Consider the following 19,815-nt stretch of genomic DNA (forward strand, 5'->3'; position numbering starts at 1 on the left):
CGTCGGTCAGGCGAGGGCGTCCGCCGTGGCGAGGGCCTCCAGGAAGGCGATGGTGTGCGCGGCCGTGGCGCGCCAGCTGGGCTCCGCGAGCACCTGGTGGCCGGCGGGGACCGTCACCAGATGCGAGCGCGGCGCGGTGCGGGTCGTCATGCGCACGACCGGCAGCGGGCTGACCTCGTCGTCGCTGCCGTGGACCAGCAGGATCGGGAGGTCGGGCAGGGCGCGCGGCGGCGGCTCGGACGGGACCTCGCCGCCGACCGGGCGGTAGAGCAGCGGCAGGCCGAGCAGCACGAGCGCGTCGGCGCGCAGCGCCGGCGAACCGGCGGCGGTGAGCGCCCGCAGCGCGCCGGTGTCGGAGCCGACGAGCGCGAACAGCCGCCCAGGAACGCGGCACTCGCCAAGCGCGAGCGTGCTGTCCTCGCCCGGCCCGAGGTAGGTCACCTTGTAGCCGTCGAGCGCGAGACGGAACGCGAGCGGCTCGAACAGGTCAGCGGTCTCGCCGCGCCCGGGCAGCACGACCACCGAGCCGCGCGGCTTGTCGGCGGCCTCCGCGCTCGGCCAGGAGCGGGCGTCCCGGCCCTCGAAGCGGCCGCGCGCCTCGCCGCGGCCGGCCCGCGCTGGCTTGGGAATCTCCAGCGCCGAGGGATCCGCGGGCGCCGGGATCGTGACGGTCCCGGCCGGTGGAGGGGCCGGGCTGAGCGTTGGGGTCATCGAACACTCCTGGTTTCTGGCCGGCGGCCGCCGGCCGTCGTGGTGCCGTACCGGCGGTCGCCGGTCTGTCGATGCCTGGCCGACGGGAGCCGGCCGAGCCGGGCCGGCGCGGGCCGGCCCTGGTGTCCCGGCTGGCGGCCACGGGCCGGGCTGTCGCCGGCTCGCGGCCGCCGGGCCGGCGGGGTTCGCCGAGGACCGGAACCGTACGCGGCACGCGTTGACGCGCGGCCACGTCTCGTGAGCGCCATGGCGCGTTCGCGAGACGGGACGACGGCGGACAGTACCGCGTCCGGCTCAGCCCGAACACGAGGGGGCACCCGTTCACGGTGCGCCCGCGAAACCTGGCCGTTCCCACGCCGGGGTAGCGAGAGAACGAACTCCCGGCGAAGAGGCGCGCGCTGGCGGCGAGGGCGCCGTCCGACGGGGCAGGGGCGGGCGCGGGTGCCGTCAGCCAGCGACTGGGAGCCTGCTTCCCGCCGGCGCAGGCTTTCCTGCCGACGTCGGCCGGCCGGCCTCTGGCGTCAGCGGGTGACGGGCGCCGGGCTGGCCGGGAGCGGGAGACAGGGAAGATCCGATCGACACGGCCACGCCGGCACGACGGCGGCCGGGCAGGGGCCGGACGACGGGTGGATGCGCGCGCGAGCCATGAGCATATGTTCACTAGATCGGTGAAGAATGTCAATCACATCTGCGCGCCAGGAGATCTGGGCGAGATAGAAACGTAATCTCACAGAAACACAATCTCACGAGAGCCGGGCTCTCAAACACCCTCCGCGCGCGTCACCGCTCACGCGCAGGCCAGGCGGCCCGGCGGCCAGGTGGCCCGCTCGCTCGCCGGGCCACCGGTCCGACCGGCCCGGCGCCGCGTCAGCCGAAGACCCCACGGGCGACGGCGAGACCGTAGCGGCGGGCGCCGCTGGAGTACTCGGCGCAGATGCCGGCCGGCTCGACCGGGTGAGGGCAGAAGTGCACACCGTCCGGGGCGCGCACCGTGATCCGGCCGTCCGGCCCGCACGGTTCTTCTGGCTCGCAGGGCAGGGTCGGGGTGAACCGACCCTGGTCGGTGACCGCCAGCGAGGCACGCACCACCGTGGTGTTCGGCCAGGTGCTCGCGATCTCCTCCCACAGCAGGCCCAGCTGGGTGCGGCCGGCGGCGTCGACGGTGTCCCGGATGGTCGCCGGCTCCTCGACGAGGTACACCCGCGCGCCCGCCGCGGTCAGGGCCGCGACCATGACCGTGACGTCCCGCCGGTAGCTCTCGACGAGGTCGCCCCCGGCCATGCAGGGCCGCGGGTTGCCGGAGAACCCGATGACCGCGATGACGGGCTTGAAGTCGCGGGCCGTGGCCGCCACGTCGTCGACCCAGTCACACGGCGCGGTCCCACTCCAGATCTTCTGGCGGATCGTGCCAGCCCCGGACCGCCTGGCAGCGTCCCGGAAGTCCTGCTGGGACTCGACCATCAGCGAGTCCCCGTAGACCAGCACCCGCGGGCCCGTCGGCAGGAGGATGCCGCGCAGCGCGACCGCTCCGGCCAGGACGCCGACGACGACCGCCATCACGGCGACGGTGCGCCACGACCAGCCACGCGCCGCGTTCCGGTGCCGCGCGGCCCGGCGGGACGCCACCCGCTCGCGCGGCTCGTCGGATGGGTCGGCCGGGTCGACTCCTTCGTACCTCCCGCCAGGACCCCTCCGGTCAGCGGGGGCAAGGCGGTCGGATCGCTCGGACTGCGCGGCGGGCACGGCGCTCCTTCGGGAAGTGGAGTGCTGTCCCCCTTACCGACGCGGCGTAACCCCCAATCCGTTGAAAGCGGGCACACCTCGCCCATGTCCCAAAGATGACATGTCCGCTCGAACCGCCGCCGGTGACCCCGGCCGCGGAGCCAGTGACGACTCAGACCGGATCGATGACCTTGAGCATTCCCAGGAACCGAAGAAGATGGATCTTCTGCGCCTCGGTGAGTGGCTTGGGATCGAAATGCATGATCTCGTTGCGGATCTGCCGGACCTGGTCGAGATCCCGGAGGAACGAGGCGTGATCGACCGTCTTGCACTTCAGGCGCTCCCAGTGCTCCCGCGAGCGCAGCAAACGGTGGTACTCGCCGAACATCAGGTTGCTGACGCTGTCCGCTTCCGGGTTGACGGTCCTCAGGTCGTTCACGTCGAACGTCCGCCCGAGCATGCGGCGCAGGCGGCGCTCGATCTCCCCGACCAGGAAGTAGGGGCGCGCCAGCCGGTGGTAGGCGGTCGCCAGGTCCGCCGTCGTGACGATCCCGCGCACCTGGCCGTGCTCCCAGACGATCACGTAGCCGCTGGCGGTGACCCGGGGCAGGGTCGCCAGCAGGTCGTCGTTCATCTGGGCGTGCTCGACCTTCGGGTCCAGCGCGTTCAGCAGCGTGGGCCTCTTGTCCGAGCCGTACATGGCGGCGATCGAACGCCAGGTGACCACCCCGACCAGCATCCGCGACCCGTCGAGGACCGGAAGCTGCGAGAAGTCGTGCTTCACCATCAGGTGGGTCGCCCTCGCCAGCGTCGCCCCCGACGGCACGCTGCACACGCTTCCAGTCGCCCGGGCCAGGTGGCCGATGGTCAGCGCCACCCGCGGCAGCGCGTCGCCGACGGGGCCGGCCCCCGTGGCGGCGCCGCCCTTCTTCCGGCGCCGGCCGCGCCGGCGCGCGCTGGCCGTCGCCGGCTCGCCCGGGCCGGCCGACCCGGGCGAGCCTGGCGGGCCTGACTGGCCTGGCGGGCCAGCGACGTTCACGGAGGGTGGTCGCGGCCTCGGGCTCGACCCCGGCCCCGGCCCCGGCCCCGGCTCCGGCCGCGGCCGCGGCTCGCCCGGCGTCGGTCCCGCGCCGGAACCCCGGTCAGCGCCCCGGCCCGCGCCGCCGCGCTGGCCCGCGCCCGCCCCGGGACCGGAGGTCACCGGATCCCGGATGGCCGGCCCGGTGGCGGCGGCCGCGTCGGCCCGCGGCACGGCGAGGACGGCCGGTTCATCCTCCGTATCCGGCTCATCGGCGTCCGTGTCCGGCTCATCAGCGTCGAGCCCACGGGCGTCGAGCCCGCCGGCGTCCAGCTTGCCGGCGTCGGCGCCGGTGGTCCCGGGGCCGGGTAGCGGCACGATCCGCAGCAGGGTGCTGGCCGGGCCGCGGGCGAAGCTCGGCTGCGTGGTCAGGCCGGCGGCCTCGAGCTCGCGGGTGATCAGCGGCACCACGATGTCATCGCGGACCTTGTAACCCCACCTGGCCAGCAGCTGGCCGATCGTCAGTGAGGCGCCCAGCAGCGCCCGGACCTCGGCCGCGTCCATCGTCCCGCCCCGCGCTCACGCGTCGGCCGGGCCGGCCGCGCCGGCACCGGCGGCCCGCACCGCGCGCTTGCCCATCGCGTCGTCCACGAGGTCCAGCAACCGGGCGGTGCGGTCGGCGTAGAACGCGTCGAAGTCGGCGGCCCGCAGCAGCGCCGGCTCGATCAGGTGTGTGGCGACGCGGTCGTCGAGCCAGTCGGCGGGCACGCCCGACTCGCGGGCGAGCACGTCCAGGTAGGCGGCCGGCGCGCGGGCGGTCATCCGCTGACTGGCCTGGTAGGACAGCACGGTCTTGTTCACCACGCTGTTCATCCGGGCGTCCCTGCGCGCGGTCCGCTGGAACCAGGACTTCGGGAAGATCATCCGGATGTCGACGTCGCGGCCGACGGCGGTGTCACCGTCGATCGGCGCCTCGGTGAAGTGCCAGTCGTAGGCCCCCTGCTTCACCAGCAGCGCGTACACGCCCTTGTAGGCGGCGGAGTTGCGGGTGGTCAGCGTCGCCAGCCGCTGCTCGTGGAACGTCGCCTCGACGATGGTGTCCGGCTCCGGGCCGCCGGCGACCCAGGCGACCACCTGTTCGACGTCCTTCGAGAAGCGGCTCTCGAACGTGCCGCTGTAGAGCTCGCCGAGCACGCCGCACCAGTACCAGCGGGCGAGCCGCTCGCGGACCTCCGGCTTGTCCGCCTCGTCGCCGAGGATCACCCGGATCGCGGCCAGCGGGATCAGCTGGGTGCGATACGGCAGGAAGTTGGACTGGAAGACGCACTGCTCGCGCAGGAACGCGCCGGTCCAGGCGAACGCGTCGGCGACCTGGTCGGCCCACCGGCGGTAGTCGGCCAGCGGCAGGTCCAGCAGGTCACGGCGCTTGCAGCCGATGGCGGGCGCGGTGCCCGCCGGCGCGGTCCCGGCCGGTCCGCTCGCGAGCCAGGCCCGTCGGCGCTGGTAGGTGACGACGAGCGCGACGGCCTGCAGGAAGTCGATGTTCTGCAGTTCGGCGAGCGCCTCGTGCGCCTCGACGAGCACCGCCTTCCTGGCCTCCCAGTCCTGGGCGAGGTGGAAGTCGGCGCCGGCCTCCCGGAAGTAGCCGCTGTCCCCGGCGTACATCGCGGTGAGCAGCTCGAACACGTTGAGCACGACGCCGCCGGTGTTCACCTTCTCGAACACCGCGCACACCGCGACCTTGTCGGTCTCCTTCGGCAGCTTGATCATCGGGACCTGGTAGCGGGTGATCTTGTGTAGGGCGTACTTCTCGAAGGCCGACCAACGGTCCCAGTTGGTGTCGTCAGCCCGCGCCCGGACGAACACCCGCTGCCAGGCCACGACCCGGTCGTTGTCGAAAACGATGTTCAGCGGGAACAGCCCGGCCGCGCACTCGCCCTGGGTCGTGGACAGGTCGGTTCTGACCCTGCGCCCGAAGTCCTCCCGGATGACCCGCTCGGGCGGCACCGAGACGATCGCTTCCTCCCGGTCCGTCGACAGGTCGATCGCCTTGTCGATCTCGACGTAGTACCAGCGCTGGATCGCCTTGTGCCGGGAGTCCTCGGTGTCGACGGGGCGGTCGGCCAGGAGCGCCTGGTAGAGCGAGGTGAGCCGCTGCTGGCCGTCGAGCAGCAGTTGCTCGGGCTCCGCGGCGGCCGGCCCCGGCGGGACCCCGTGCAGCGCCCTGGCGCGAAACCGGGTCTCGCCGCCGGTTTCCAGCGTCATCACGACACCGAGCGGGTAGTCCAGCGTGACAGTGGCCAGAAGCGACCTGATGCGGTCGTCGTCCCACTTCCAGGCCCGCTGGAACTCGGGAAGCTGCACCTGGCCGGCTGCGACCTGCCTTAGCAGCTTCTCCAGCCCGATGTTGTCAAGCGCCACGCCCCCACCCCTTCATCACCCCGGTCTCCCGGCGCGCCGAAGAACGGCGCGTGGCCAGGGAAGAGGGTGCGCCAACCATACCGAAGTGGACTTCCCGCACAGCACGGGACCGGCTGGGCGGTCAGGCCGCGAGGCGCCCCAGCACGCTGGGCAGGTCGTCGCTGTGCACGACGGTCAGTGAACGGGTGGCGCGGGTGAGGGCCACGTAGAGGTCGGCCAGGCCCCTGGTCGGCCCGGCGAGCAGCGCCGCCGGCTCGACCAGGAGCACGGCGTCGAACTCCAGGCCCTTGCTGTCGGCGACGGTCAGCACCGCCACCCGGGCGTCGAGCAGGTCCGCGGCCGCCTCGGCGCGGGCGTCGGCTCCCGCCGGCACCCGGGCGGCGACGGTGGCACCGAGCAGCTCGGGCGCGACCCGGGCCAGCGCCGCGCGCACCGGGCCGCTCGCCTGGGGCGGGCAGATCACCGCGATCCGGCCCTCGCCGATCATCCCCGCCGTCCGGATGGTCTCGGCGACCACCGTGTCGGCCAGCGCGCCGCCCGAGGACACCCGAACCGCCAGCGGCTCCTCCCCCGCCGAGCGGACCGACTCCGGCGCGGCCGCGGCCGAGCCGGTCGCGGCCAGCACGTCCGCGGCGACGTCCATGATCTCCCGCGGGGTGCGGTAGTTGACCGTGAGGCGCTCCACGCGGAACCGGTCGCCGACGTGCGGGGTGAGGATCTCGGCCCAGGTGGCTGGCGCGCCGGGGCGCGCCGCCTGGGCGAGGTCGCCGACGAGGGTGGCGCTGCGCGCCGGGCACCGCCGCCACAACAGCCGCCACAGCATCGGCGAGACCTCCTGCGCCTCGTCGACGATCAGATGCCCGAACGCCCACTCCCGGTCGGCCGCGCCGTGCTCGGCGGCGCTAGCCCGCCGCCGCGGCCCGCGCCAGCGGTCGGCGACCGTCTCCGCGTCGAGCTGCCCGGTCAGGCCCAGCATGTCCAGCACGTCCTCGGCGTAGCGGCGCTGCGCGGCCCGCTCCCGCGCGGCCGCCGCCTCGGCCGCCGCGCGGCTGCCCTCGTCCGGGTCACCGAGCAGCTCGGCCAGCTCGTCGAGCAGCGGCACGTCCGCCACCGTCCACGCCCGCGGCTCGCGGCGGGTGGCCGGTGAGGGCGGGGGCGGCGCCGGGCGCTCCGCGGCCTCGAGCGCGCTGAACAGGTCCTCGCCGCCGTCCGGCGGGCGGGCGGCCACCGGGCGGGCGGCCGAGGATCGGGGCGACGAGGGCCGGGTCGGCGCGGCGCCCCGCAGCAGGGCCTGCTCGGCCGGCGACAGGAGCCGCCCGGCGGCGCGCGCCAGCAGGGCGGGGTCGGCGTAGAGCCGCTCGAGCAGCCCGGCGGGGGTGAGCCGGGGCCACAGCGCGTCGAGCGCCCCGCGGACCGCGGGGTCGGCCCACAGGCCGTCACGGACGTCGGCGCGCTCGTCCTCGTCGAGCAGCCCGCCGGAGATCTGCCGGATGACCTGGCTCGTCAGCTCGCCGAGCAGCTCGCGCAGGAAGACCAGCCGGGCGCCGTTGTGCGGCCGGCGGCTGCGCCGCGCCCGGGTGCGCGCGCGGGCGACGGTGTCCTGGTCGAGCCGCAGCACGCGGTCCGAGTCGTGGATGATCTCGATCGGGCGGCGCGGCAGCCGCTGGTGGTCGCGCACCGCGGCGGCGAGCACCTCCGCCATCCGGTGGTCGCCCTTGAGCGTGGCCACCGGCACCGGGTCGTTCGCGGTGGCCTTGACGCCGGGGAAGAGCCGGCCGGGGGTCGCGAACACCACGCCGGTCTCACCGAGCGACGGCAGCACCTGCTCGATGTAACGCAGGAACACCGGGCTCGGGCCGACCACGAGCACGCCGGAGCGCTCCAGCCGGGCGCGCTCGGTGTAGAGCAGGTAGGCGGCCCGGTGCAGCGCCACCGCCGTCTTGCCGGTGCCCGGCCCGCCGTCGACGACCAGCACCGAGCGGGCGTCGGCCCGGATGATCCGGTCCTGCTCGGCCTGCAGGGTGGCGATGATGTCGCCCATCCGGCCGGTGCGCGGCGCGGACAGCGCCTCCAGCAGCATCACGTCGCCGGTGGCGACGTCCGCCTCGCCGGCGTCGGTGGCCGCGCCCCGCCCGGCGCCGCCAGAGCCGCCGGAACCGCCAGAGCCGCCAGAGCCGACGGCGAGCAGGTCGTCGGCGACGCCGGTGACCTCGCGGCCCTTGGTCCGCAGGTGGCGGCGCCGCGTGAGCCCGCGCGGGTCGGCGAGGGTGGCCTGGTAGAACGCGGTGGCGACCGGCGCCCGCCAGTCGACCAGGATCGGCTCCTGTTCGGCGTCGGAGAGCCCGATACGGCCGATGTAGGTCCGTGTCCCGTCGGACCGGTCCATCGCCCCGAAGCAGAGCCGGCCCTCCGCGGCCTCGAGCCGGGCCAGCCGCTCGGCGTGGGTGGCCGCGAAGACGTCACGCTCGACGACGGCCTGCGGGGTGCCGGTGCCCGCCTCCAGCAGGACCTGGCGCAGCTGGCGGCGGGTGATCTCGCTGACCTCGTCGAGGCGCGCGTAGAGGAGATCGAGATAGGCCTGCTCTCGGGCGAGCCGTGGGTCACGGGTCGAGGACACGGCCTATCTCTCCTCCGCGCGGGAACGGACAGCGGCCGGCCGGCGTCAGCGCCGGCCGGCTGGCTGTGAAGGTCTGCGACGCCTGTCAGGGCGAGCTGGGCGGGCCCGCCGCTCGTGGGCGAAGCACGCACCGTAACAGCTCGGCCGGCGTCAATCTTCCCAGCCCCGTCCCGACAACGTCCCCAGCCCCGTCCCAGCGGCCCGGCGCGGGTCCCGGCGACCGCGCGTCCGCGGCGGGCTACCGGTGGGCGGCGGCGTCGATCACCTCGTCGACGTCGTGTTCCAGCCGGCTGCGGACCAGCGCGGCGACCAGGCGCGGGAACTCCTCGCGCTCGACCTCGTCGAGCAGCCGGCGCGGGTCGCCCGGTAAACCGAGCTCGCGAGCGGTCGTCCGCGTGCGGGCGTCGACGTAGGGAATCAGCTCATCCCAGCCGGCCTGCGCCTCGCGCAGGAAGATGTCGGCGCCGACGGGGCCGATGCCCTTGATCTCCAGGAGCAGGGCGTGCTCCCGGTCGCGCTGGTGGTCGGCGGCGTCGCGCAGCCCGCGCACGTCGCCGTCGTAGGTCTCGAGCAGGTAGTGACACGACTCGCCGAGGGTGCGCGCGGCGCTCTCGTCGTAACGCGCGTAGCCGTGCTGGTTGAGCACCTGGACCCGCTGCTCCCAGGTGGAGTCGGCCATCGCGGCGGGACTCGTCCACCCCTCCTTGAACAACGCGTTGGAGGCCTGCACCGCCGCCGACGACCGGATGCGTGCGCTCGCCAGCGTCGCGAAGACGAGCAGCCGGAACATGGCCTCCGCGGTGTCGGCGGCGACATCTGCGTCGATGTCCTCAGCGAAGGTGCGACCGTGCCGGGACAACAGCTCGGCCATGACCGCGCTCGGATCGGCTCCAGCCATTCCCATGGGCTACCCGCCGCTACGCATAGTCACTCCCGGGAGGACAACACCCCATCCCTACTAGCACTCTTGGACCACTCTGGGAGGATTCCTCGGGACGATGTGCCCTACGGTCACGGACGAAGGCCTTATAGCTGGTCCGAACGGCGATGGTCTCGTCGTCCAGCGCCTCCGGGACGTGACAACAGTCACGATCGCGGCTCCCGGCGGAAGGCGCTGACGGCACCGACGGTCGAGGGGAAGCGTGAAGCGGGCGTGCTGACTCCGTTAAGCCCGGGAGACCGGCGCGCGCTCGGTCAATACCGGTTGAAGGGCCGGCTCGGGACCGGCGGGATGGGCACGGTGTTCCTCGGTGTCAGCCCGGAGGGCCGCCCGGTCGCCGTCAAGGTCATCCGCGCCGACCTGCTCGACGAGCCCGAGTTCCGCGAGCGTTTCCGCCGCGAGGTCACCGCCGCGGCCCGGGTCCGCGGCGACCACGTCGCCCGGGTCCTCGACGCCGACCTGGACGCCGAGCAGCCCTGGATGGCCACGGAGTACGTCGAGGGCACGAACCTGATGACGGCGGTCACCCGGCACGGCCGCCTCGACGGGACCAGCCTGGCCACGCTCGCCGCCGGCCTCGCCGAGGGCCTGGTCGCCGTGCACGCGGCCGGGGTCGTGCACCGCGACCTCAAGCCCGCGAACATCCTGCTCACCTGGGAAGGCCCGAAGATCATCGACTTCGGGCTGGCCAGGGCCGACGACCTGACCGGCAACACCAGCGGCGGCAACCTGATCGGCACCGTCGCCTGGATGGCCCCCGAGCAGCTCAACGGCGACCCGGCGACGCCGGCGACCGACGTCTTCAACTGGGGGCTGTGCGTCGCGTTCGCGGCGCGCGGGCGCCACCCGTTCGAGGCGCAGACGGCGGCCGCGACCGCGATGCGGATCCTGTCCACCGAGCCCGCGCTGGACGGCGTGCCACCCCAGACGCGCGCGCTCGTCGCCGCGGCGCTCGACCGGGACCCGGCGGCCCGGCCCAGCGCCGTCGCGCTCGTCGCGGACCTTGCCGGCCAGCCGGTGGACAGCCCGGCGGCGGCGGGCGCGGCGGCCCGGCGGACGCCGCGGGACTGGGTGCCACCGGCCGCCGTGCCCCAGGCGGGCGCCATGCCCGCGGCCGGCCCCATGCCGACGGTGGGCGCGGTACCGCCAGCGGGCGCGGTGCCGCCGGCGAGCGCGGTGCCGCCGGCGAGCGCGGTGCCATCAGCGAGCGCGGTGCCATCGGCGAGCGCCGGACCGATCGAGGCCCCCGGCTTCTCGTCCGGCCGCTCCCCTGGCCAGTCGACGGCCGCGGGCGGAAGCAGGCCGGGCGGGCAGGACCCGCTCGCCGCGGCACTGGCCGCCATCGACGCCGCCCAGGCGCGGCTGGCGGCGAGCGCGACACCCACCGGTCTCGTCGCCGCCGAGCCGTCCGCCCACGCCAACCGCGGCTCCGGCGGCGTCACCGACGCGCTGGTGCTCCAGACGCCCGTCGCCCGCGAGGTCGAGCTGTTGGGGACCCAGGAGACCGCCGGCCGCCCAGCAGACCCTCCGGGTCATCTTCCAGACCTTCCCGATCGGCCCCGGCGGCGCCGCGGGGCCCCGGCGTCCGACAGGAACCCCGTCGCCGACGGGGCAGGAAGCCCCAATCCGGCGGGAACCGCTGGCTTCGCGGGTCTCCCGGTAATCCCGGCGCCGGCCGCGCCGTACCCGCTCGGCCAGGACCCCGGGGAGTCCACCACCCCGCTACGTCAGCCGGGCGCCACGCGAACCGGGTCGCCGATCGCCCCCCTGGCCGGGTCACCGATCGTTCCCCTGGCCGGGTCGCCAGGCGCCCCCCCGGCCGGGTCACCGGCCGACGGGCCGTCCCCGCTCGTCGTCCTCGCCGAACCCGCCGACGCGCCGGGCGAGCCGCCCGACGCGGACACCGCGGTCGCCCGCCGCCGGCGCCGGCGGCGGCTCCTGCTCGCGGCGCTGGCGTTCCTGCTGCTGGTCAGCGCCGCGCTGGCCCGGCCGTTACTGCTCGGCGACGGCGAAGGCGCCGACACCAGCCCGCCGGGCGCCCGGCCGGGCGGCGCCCCCGAGGTCTCCGGCCAGGCCCATGGTGGGCCGGGGAGCACAGCCGACGCCGGCACGGTCCTCGGCGCCGAGCCCGGTCCCGGTCAGCCCTCCGGCTCCGCCGCCGTCCCCGGCACCCCGACCGGTACCGCGACCGGGCTCGGCGCCGCGTCAGGCGGGCCGTCGGCCGGCCCCGGCGGCACCGCGACCGTGCCCGCCGACCTGCCCCGCGCCACGACCAGCGGCCGGCCCCTCTCGGACGCCGCGGCGAGCCCGACGACCGTCGTCGCGCCGGAGGGCGGCGGCCAGGTGCCCACCTACCGAGGCCCGTCGACCGGCGGCCAGTTCGGCGGATCGGGCAGCCCGGTGCCGAGCGGCACCGCCGTCGACGTCTACTGCGGCCTCTACGCCCAGCAGGTCAACGCCACCGGGTCCCCGTCGCGGCTGTGGGTCTACACCGACGAGGGCTGGATCCCGGCGGGCTACGTCCAGACAGGCCAGACGCCGCCGTCGGCCGCGCCGGCCTGCGCGGGCACGGTCAGCTCGCCAAAGGTGGGCTCCGGCTCCACGAGCCCGGCCACCGGGCCGTTCCCGATCGTCCAGAACGCGACGGTCCTGAGCATCGTCGGCGGAGTGGTGAACAGCCTGACCGAGGCGCTGCTGGGCGCGGAGCCCTCCCGCCGCCTGGTCAACGGTGACCTCGTCACGCTGCTGTGCCACTCGGTGGACGCCGACGGCGTCACCTGGGACCAGCTCGCGGGCGGCGGCTGGGTCGAGCATCGGTACGTTTACAGCGGTACCAGCGGTTCTCCCGCCCCCAGGTGCTGAGGCCTCGCCGTCGCGCGGGGCGGACCTCCCGAAGCGAAGGGCCGTTCGGCTCCCGGGACAAACGGCCCGGTGTGGGGAACATGACGGGGAAACCGCGAAGGGCGCTCGGCGGGACGAGGGGACGGATCATGGTCACGCACGGCACGACGATCTCCCGGGATCAGGTGCACGCGGCGGTCGAGGCGGCGAACCTGGCCCCTTCGATCCACAACAGCCAGCCGTGGCGCTGGCGCTTCCGCGACGACGCGCTCGAGCTGTCGGCCGACCTGGGCCGGGCCTTGCCCGTCGCGGACCCCGACCACCGCCAGCTGCTGGTCAGCTGCGGCGCCGCCCTGCTGAACGGGTGGCTGGCGCTGCGGGCCGCCGGCCTGGACGTCGAGGTAGCCGAGCTGCCCGACGGGCCGGACATCGCCACCGGCCGTCTCGCGGCCCTGCGGATCGTCGGCCTGCGCCCGCCGACCGACGAGGAGACGCGCCTGGCCGCGGCGGTCGGCCACCGGCACACCGACCGCCGCCCGTTCGAACCGGCCGAACTGCCCGCCGACGCGGTCCGCGAGCTGCGCCACGCCGCCGAGGCGGAAGGCTGCTGGCTGGCGTCGCTGACCAGCGAACAGGCCCGCGTCGAGCTCGCGGTGCTGCTGGCCCGGGCCGACTGGGTGGAGCAGCACGACCCCGCCTACCAGACCGAGCTCGCCGCGTGGACCCGGGCCGACCCCGACGCCACCGACGGCGTCCCGCTCACGGCGGCGCCTGGTTCCGGCGAGCCCCGCCGCTCGGAGTTCGCGCTGCGCTCCTTCGCGCCGGCCGGCGAGACCGGCGCGGCCACGGGTGGGGCTGCCGGGGCCGTGGCTGGGGCTGGAGCTGGGGAGGCCGCGGGCGGGTCTGGCGGGGCCGAGCCCGGCCCGGCCCCGGCCGAGCCGCCGGTCGAGCACCCGGGTGTGCTGGTCCTCGGCACCGACGCGGACGGCCCGGCCGACCGGCTGCGCGCCGGCCGCGGCCTCGGCCGCGTGCTGCTGACGGCGACCGCCGCCGGGCTCGCCACCTCACCGCTCGGCCAGGCGATCGACATGGAGGCGACCCGCGCCCTGGTCCGCTCCGCCACCGGCGGCACCGGCCACACCCAGATGATCCTCCGGGTCGGCTACCCCGACCACTCCGCCCCGCCCCTGACCCCCACCGGGCGCCGCCCCGTAGCCGAGGTCCTCGAGGAGTTCGGCACCCCGCCGGCGTCGTAGCCGCGGGTCGTGGCCGCGGACCGTGGCCGGCAGGGGATCATCTCGACAGCCGCGATTCCCGTCTCGACCGCTCAAGATCCGCGAGAGACGCCGTCGGGACCGGGATCGGTGAAAGCCCACCCGGACCAGCGGGTCACGGCGACCACGATGGCCGGGCCGGCCGGCGGGTGCTCGCGGTACTGCGCGTAACGCGCGGCCAGCGCGCGGACGGCGGCCATGTACGCGGGATCCGGCGGCTCGACGACGTGGGCAAGGCCATCCGCCCGGGCCCACCACAGCCGCGTCCAGTCGTCGTCGTACTCGTCGGCGAGCAGCGTCACCCGCGGCTGGCGCGCGATGTCCTCAAGCCGGCGCAGCCGGGTGCTCCGCTTGGGCTTGTGGTCGACGGCCGTCACGATCGTCCCGCGGGCCTGAAGCGTCCCGAAGTCGCCGGAGGGCCCCAGCGCGGCGAACGTGACCGGGACCAGGCGGGGCGCGCCGTCGGCGCTGACGGTCGCGAGCCGGGCCACCCGGGCGGCGGCGAACCGGGCCCGCGTCTGGGCATCGTCGAGATTCACGGCGCTCACGGTAGGTCGGTGACGCGACGAGCCAGACGAGCGGACTGGTGCCGCGAGCCGCTGGAATCGCCGGTACGGCCCCTGGCAGGCGGCCGGGAAGTACGCTTCCGCCGAAAGTTACCCATCGGTATGCTTACCGTGCGGTACTCAGCGGTATCAGCCGTAGCAGCGGTATCGAAACTCAGGTGGAGGGACCGACCACGATGAGTGGCTTCAGCCTCGATCTCTCGGACGAGCAGCGCGAACTGCGGGACTGGGCGCACGGCTTCGCCGCCGACATCGTGCGGCCGGCGGCGTCCGAGTGGGACGAGCGCGAGGAGACCCCCTGGCCCGTCATCCAGGAGGCCGCCAAGATCGGCCTGTACGGCTTCGACACGATCGCGACGCTGTTCGCCGACGAGACCGGCCTGTCCCTGCCAGTGCTGTGCGAGGAGCTGTTCTGGGGAGACGCCGGAATCGGCATGTCCCTCATGGGCACCTCGCTGGCCGTCGCCGGCATCTCCTCGGCCGGCACCACCGAGCAGCTGTTCGAATGGGCGCCGCAGTGCTACGGCGACGCCGCCGACCCGAAGCTCGGCGCGTTCTGCGTCTCCGAGCCGGGCGCCGGCTCCGACGTCTCCTCGCTGCGCACCCGGGCCCGCTACGACGAGGCCAGCGACGAGTGGGTCATCAACGGCCAGAAGGCCTGGATCACCAACGGCGGAATCGCGGACGTCCACGTCGTCGTCGCCTCCGTCGAACCCGAGCTCAAGGCCCGCGGCCAGGCCACCTTCGTCGTCCCGCCGCGCGCCAAGGGCCTGGAGGCCGCCAAGAAAATCAAGAAGCTCGGCCTGCGCGCCTCGCACACCGCGGACGTCTTCTTCGACGACGTCCGGCTGCCCGGCAGCTGCCTGCTCGGCGGCAAGGAGAAGCTCGACGCCCGGCTCGCCAGGGCCCGGGAGGGCACCAGCGCCAAGGGCCAGGCCGCGATGGCGACGTTCGAGCGGACCCGCCCGACCGTCGGCGCCCAGGCGATCGGCATCGCCCGCGCGGCCTACGAATACGCGCTGGAATACGCCAAGACCCGCGAGGCCTTCGGCCGCCCCATCATCGAGAACCAGGCGATCGCGTTCGCCCTCGCCGACATGCGCATGGAGATCGACGCGGCCCGGCTGCTGGTCTGGCGCGCCGCCTGGATGGGCAAGCAGAGCAAGACCTTCGAGGCTGGCGAGGGCTCGATGTCCAAGCTGAAGGCCGGCGAGGTCGCGGTGGCGGTCACCGAGAAGGCCGTCCAGATCCTCGGCGGCGCCGGCTACAGCCGCGAGCACCCCGTCGAGCGCATGTACCGCGACTCCAAGATCTACACCATCTTCGAAGGCACGAGCGAGATCCAGCGTCTGGTGATCGCCCGCGCCATCTCTGGCCTGCACATTCGCTGAGGCGCGGTTAGCGGGCGCTCACCGCTCCGCGCCGCTCCGCAAGATCGAATCCACGTATAGTCCACAGCGGTCCCGGCAGCCTCGCCCGGATAGCACCTGGCACAGGGCGGTGGATGCCTCGGCGGACGCGACGCAAGTCGAGCTGAGTGGTGCCCGGTGGAAGCCTGGCAGCGGAGTTCCTGGTCGCGGCCAGGACTCGTCCTGCTCCAGCGCTGCCCGGCATTGCCGTTCCGTTGGACATCGCCTGGATCACCTAGCCGTGGCTCGCCGGGCGCCTCAATGGCGGCGGCAGGGCCTAGTGGACAGGTGAGGCGATCGCCGAGGGTCGCGGCGGCGGCCAAGACGTCCTGGGCGACGTGAACAACGGCTAGGGACGCGGTGGCCTGCCGCGGCCGCTCCCCAGGCGTCAGCCAGCCGTCGACGCCGCGGAAACGCCGGGACGTGACCTGCCGACCGTGCTCGCGGGCTTCGCGGTCACCACCAGGCTCCAGACCGCCTCGTCGCTGCCTGGCTGGCATCCCGCGCTGGGACGGGGGTCCTCATGTGGGTCTCGTCTCGACGCCGCTCGGCCGGCTCCACGGAGACAACGTGGAGGCGAGCCCGTATTGGTCCGGCCCACCCGCGGGGGCATCGTCGGCGGCCTCGCGAGGGACATCGCCGCCAACATCGCGGACTCCTGCACCGCACGCGGGCAGCGCGGTTCCCGACTCAGGCCGTGCGGGCCGTGAGGGCTTGCGCGAGGGCCGGTGCGAGGTGTGGAGATCCCAGGGTTGTCCACAGGCAGCGACAGCGGCCCGGCGTCGCGGGCTCGGTGATGGTGCCGTGGTCTCGACGAAGGCCCGGCGTGCCCGAAGGCGCGCCGCGCTGCGGCCGGTGACCTGGCGGTCTGGGACATCAGAGGAGGCGCGATGGGCTGGCATACGCGGGCGGCAGAGCTGACCGGCGGCGAGGAGGTCGGGGCGCGGGTGGCGTTGATGTTGCTGGAGCATGCCGCGTCCGGGTTGCTGCACGCCCCGGCCCGCGAGAGCCTGGCCGGGCTGACCGCACGGGCGGACGTGCACCTGGCCGTCTACGAGCTCGACACCGCAGGGGTGGCGGCCCCGCCGGCGTTCGAGGCCGGCCTGGAGCGCGTCACGACAGGGGACGTACGACCCCTGCTGGAAGGGGCGGTGTCGCTGCTGGTGGCGGCGGTCGACATCGCGGTCGACCCGGTTCCGATCGCCCGCGCGGCGGTCCGCACCCGCCGGGCGCTCGCGGCGCTGGGCCGTGGCTGACCCGGTCACCTACGGCGGTCTCGTCGACGACGCCGTACGGATCGCCGCCCGCGCCACGGCCCGGGGGACGACGCGACCTGTCGAGCTGGACACGACCGGGCTGGTCGGGCTGGTTCGGGTCGCCGGCCGGCACGCCTCGCTGTTGTCCCGGCGGTTCGGCGTGTCCCATCCCGCGTGGAGCCTCGCCGATGTCGTTGGCCGCACCGTCGCCGCCCTCCCCTCCAGCGACACCCCACGGCCAGGTGTGGAGGGGGCGAGCCCGTGGCACGTGGCGGCCGGCCGGCTCGCGCTGGCCCACGACCTGCTCGCCCAGCAGGTCGGCCCGGACGGGCAGGAGCTCGGCCCGGACGCGCGCCACCTGGCCGACCGCGACGCCACCGTCGCGGCAACAGGCAGGGTCGCGACCCTGACCGCCCTCGCGGCCGACGCCGCGCAGGACCTGTTCACCGAACTGCGCACGGCGGCACCGCCGGACTCGGCCGAGCGAAGGCCCGTCGTGTCCGGCAGCCAGCTGCCCCCCAACGCGCGAGCACTATGGCTGATCCGCGGCCTGGCCGTCCCGGCCGGCGACATCGTCGACCAGTGCGGCGGCCCCGACCGGCCCGGCCCTCTCGACGACCTCCAACCCCTGTTCGCCGACCGCGACCTGCCTGTCCTGGACCGCCGGCTCGAACAGCTCCGCCTCGCCGCGTTCGTCCTCAGCCAGCCCGACGCCTCCCCCACCCACCACGCCCTGGCCGCCCTGGCCGACCTTGCGGCGGTCATCGCCGGCCAGACCAACCTCGCGCTACGCCCCTACAGCAACCCCGGCAGGCGGACCGCCTCCCCCCACGACCAGGCCAGCAAACAGGCCGTCGCGACCGCCGCGGCGTGGGAGATCATCCCGAGGATGCTGGCCCACACCGTGTCTTTGGGAACCGAAGGCCGGGTGGCCCTCGCCCTCGCCGAGGACATCCGGCAACGCCTGACCGGCGCCCTCGCCGGCGACACCCCGCAGGGCCTGGCCCCGTTCCGCCGCGCCGCGCTGGTCCTGCCCGACCTCGCCCTCAGCGGCGCCGTCACCGCCAGGCGGCTGCTCGGCGGTGACCTGCTGACCTACCGCGCCAGCCACGACATTCACATCCGCCTCGACCGCCGGCGCGCCGCCCGTCTGACCCAGGCCTACACCGACGCGCTCGCCGCTTCCCACGCCCTCGTCGCCCGCCTCGCCGAACTCCCCGGCACTCAGCCCCGGCCCCACCTGGCCGCCCACCTCGGCTCACAGACTCCCAGGCCACCCACGACCAGCCAGGCCCACCAGCCTGCGGACATCCGCCCGCCGCGGCTGACCACCCCTGCCGGAGAGCCGCGATGGGTCGAGATCAACGACCGTGAGCACGGCACACTGCACTGCCTGTCCGACGACCTCGTCCGCGCGCTGCGCCACCCCACCGACGACCTACGCCAGATCCTCGCCCCGCTCGCCCACCAGCTCGGCCTGTCCGGCCGGGAACCCCACATCACCCTCGCTGTTCTCGCCATCCACCATCTCGCCGACAAGATCGCACCGGCGGCCGAGTTCGCCCCTGACCCGAGTGCCGGTACGGCGCCACCCCCAACCATCGGATTTGATCTTTAACCGGGCCCCGCGGCGTTCGCGCCGAGCGGGTCGACTGGGCAGACGTGCTCGGCGACCAGAGCGGTGGCCCCGCGCGCGATGCCAGATCCGGATCATCGAACCTGGCATGGGTCCGCGACGGGGTATGCAACAGTCGCACCTCGTAGATGCCCGCTCGGTCAGGTCGGATCGGTCCTTCAACAAGACCGTCATCCCAGCTCAAGGGCATTTACGCGTTTGCGACACCATCAAGCAGCCGCAACTACCGATGCATCCAGGCCGAGCTGTCGGCGTATTGGGCTTTTCTCTGCCGCGTGGACCACAGCGGAAAGGCATCGTGGCCGGGTTGGATCGATGTGAGGAGTTCTCTCAGTTCCGGCGCCTCGATCCTGGGCGCTTTGATCGCCTCGGCGATCCGCCGGCAGGTGAGAAGGTCGATGCCCCGCTGGCCGGCGTCTTCGACGTATGCCAGCGCTCTCGCCGTGAGGTCGGCGGGACTTGGTTGCTCATCTCCTGGAGGTAGGGTCTTGAGCTTTCGCCTTTCGTAGTCGATCTCGGATGTGCCCCGTGCACCGCGAACCGCGTCCTCGGCCTCTGCCAGGGAGCGGGTGTCGGTGAGGAGCGGGGCGAGAAGGCTTCCCTCGTACACCTGACGGAGATCGGCGACGTAGACGTCCGCGCTCGCGTCGTTCAGTTCGACTGTCGCCCCTTCGCCGCGCAGCTCGACGGTTCCGCGGTGGCCGCGCGCGGCGGCGGCCAGGAGCGCCGTGGCCTCGGTGGGGTGCCATGCGAGGATCGTGCGCACGGCGTCGGCGTCCTGGTGGCCTACGGATGATGTTCGTCGTCCGCCGAGACCGCGAAGCCGGTTCAGCACGGCGGAGGCGGCGAGTTCGCCGTCCAGGCCCGGCCCGGCCACGACCAGCTCCGTGGGCACGTCGAGACTCGCGCAGGCGGCGATGGCCAGGGTGTCGGCGAGCGGGCTCAGGAGTTCGGGCTCGTCACCTCGTGCGACCGCGTCTCCGCCGACGTCGATGAGCGAAACCTTGTCAACGTCCTCACGTTTGATGATCTCGCTGAGCTGGTCGTGGATTCCGACTGCGCCCTGGGACGGGTCGAGGAGGAGGAGAGGCGTGTCGATCGACCCCGCGAGCCGCGGGAGGGTCGATCTGCTGGGCGGGCTGACAGCTGTGGAGGACACGATGCGGGCGTTGAGGTCGCCGAACGGCCGCAGGCCGTTGAAGTCCCCGGCTCGTCGCGGTCCGGGCAACGGGTCGACGCGCAGGCGCTCCCAGGCGTAGGTGAGGATCGCTACATCGACGTCGGACTGATCCGCCCGACCGATCATCACTGCGCCCAGGGCGTCGCCGCCGCCGCCGGTGGCCACGACCAGACGTCTCATGGCGCAACCCTAGATTCCGAGCGGCCCTCGTGGCGTACGCTGGC

13 protein-coding genes are annotated in these 19,815 nt (G+C 74.3%); 5 read left to right on the forward strand and 8 right to left on the reverse strand.

Features of this window, described 5'->3' with window-relative positions:
- Positions 1-6: 6 nt before the first annotated feature.
- The 6 genes from I6A81_RS08610 to I6A81_RS08635 form a co-directional block, all read right to left on the reverse strand.
- The gene (locus tag I6A81_RS08610) at positions 7-711 is read right to left on the reverse strand and encodes an alpha/beta hydrolase (protein ID WP_202998880.1); all 705 of its coding nucleotides are present in this window, start codon (positions 709-711) and stop codon (positions 7-9) included.
- 867 nt (positions 712-1,578) lie between these two features.
- Positions 1,579-2,454 (reverse strand): DUF459 domain-containing protein, encoded by an 876-nt coding sequence (locus I6A81_RS08615; RefSeq protein ID WP_202998879.1) that lies wholly within the window; start codon positions 2,452-2,454, stop codon positions 1,579-1,581.
- 151 nt (positions 2,455-2,605) lie between these two features.
- On the reverse strand, positions 2,606-4,015 hold the full coding sequence (locus I6A81_RS44770; protein WP_202998878.1) for a CBS domain-containing protein: 1,410 nt from the start codon (positions 4,013-4,015) through the stop codon (positions 2,606-2,608).
- Positions 4,016-4,030: 15 nt separating this feature from the next.
- Positions 4,031-5,872 (reverse strand): DUF262 domain-containing protein, encoded by a 1,842-nt coding sequence (locus I6A81_RS08625; RefSeq protein ID WP_202998877.1) that lies wholly within the window; start codon positions 5,870-5,872, stop codon positions 4,031-4,033.
- Positions 5,873-5,993: 121 nt separating this feature from the next.
- Entirely contained in the window at positions 5,994-8,489 is a 2,496-nt protein-coding gene (locus I6A81_RS08630) for a HelD family protein (RefSeq protein ID WP_202998876.1), read from the reverse strand.
- Positions 8,490-8,727: 238 nt separating this feature from the next.
- Positions 8,728-9,387, reverse strand: coding sequence for an HhH-GDP family DNA glycosylase (locus I6A81_RS08635; protein WP_202998875.1), 660 nt, complete (start codon positions 9,385-9,387; stop codon positions 8,728-8,730).
- Between the two features lie 255 nt (positions 9,388-9,642).
- Between I6A81_RS08635 and I6A81_RS08640 the strand changes: the two genes are divergently transcribed.
- On the forward strand, positions 9,643-12,291 hold the full coding sequence (locus I6A81_RS08640; protein WP_203010146.1) for a serine/threonine-protein kinase: 2,649 nt from the start codon (positions 9,643-9,645) through the stop codon (positions 12,289-12,291).
- A gap of 128 nt (positions 12,292-12,419) precedes the next feature.
- Positions 12,420-13,526: an Acg family FMN-binding oxidoreductase gene (locus I6A81_RS08645; protein WP_202998873.1), complete on the forward strand. Its 1,107-nt coding sequence runs from the start codon at positions 12,420-12,422 to the stop codon at positions 13,524-13,526.
- 71 nt (positions 13,527-13,597) lie between these two features.
- On the opposite strand, the gene I6A81_RS08650 is transcribed toward I6A81_RS08645, so the two are convergent.
- A complete protein-coding gene (locus I6A81_RS08650; RefSeq protein WP_202998871.1) occupies positions 13,598-14,083 on the reverse strand; it encodes a TIGR03668 family PPOX class F420-dependent oxidoreductase in 486 nt (161 codons plus the stop codon).
- A gap of 203 nt (positions 14,084-14,286) precedes the next feature.
- Here I6A81_RS08650 and I6A81_RS08655 point away from each other — a divergent pair, with 203 nt between their 5' ends.
- The 3 genes from I6A81_RS08655 to I6A81_RS08665 all read left to right on the forward strand — a co-directional run bounded on the left by I6A81_RS08655 (position 14,287) and on the right by I6A81_RS08665 (position 18,393).
- Positions 14,287-15,501: an acyl-CoA dehydrogenase family protein gene (locus I6A81_RS08655; RefSeq protein ID WP_202998869.1), complete on the forward strand. Its 1,215-nt coding sequence runs from the start codon at positions 14,287-14,289 to the stop codon at positions 15,499-15,501.
- Between the two features lie 908 nt (positions 15,502-16,409).
- A complete protein-coding gene (locus I6A81_RS08660; protein ID WP_202998867.1) occupies positions 16,410-16,775 on the forward strand; it encodes a hypothetical protein in 366 nt (121 codons plus the stop codon).
- Positions 16,768-18,393, forward strand: coding sequence for a hypothetical protein (locus I6A81_RS08665; RefSeq protein ID WP_202998865.1), 1,626 nt, complete (start codon positions 16,768-16,770; stop codon positions 18,391-18,393). Before I6A81_RS08660 ends, I6A81_RS08665 begins: the two co-directional genes overlap by 8 nt.
- Before the next feature lie 241 nt (positions 18,394-18,634).
- Here the strand turns inward: I6A81_RS08665 and I6A81_RS08670 are convergent, their stop codons facing one another.
- Entirely contained in the window at positions 18,635-19,756 is a 1,122-nt protein-coding gene (locus I6A81_RS08670) for a DUF1152 domain-containing protein (protein ID WP_202998863.1), read from the reverse strand.
- Positions 19,757-19,815 lie beyond the last annotated feature (59 nt).

It is taken from the genome of Frankia nepalensis (assembly GCF_016786325.1).
GTDB classification, from domain to species: domain Bacteria; phylum Actinomycetota; class Actinomycetes; order Frankiales; family Frankiaceae; genus Pseudofrankia; species Pseudofrankia nepalensis.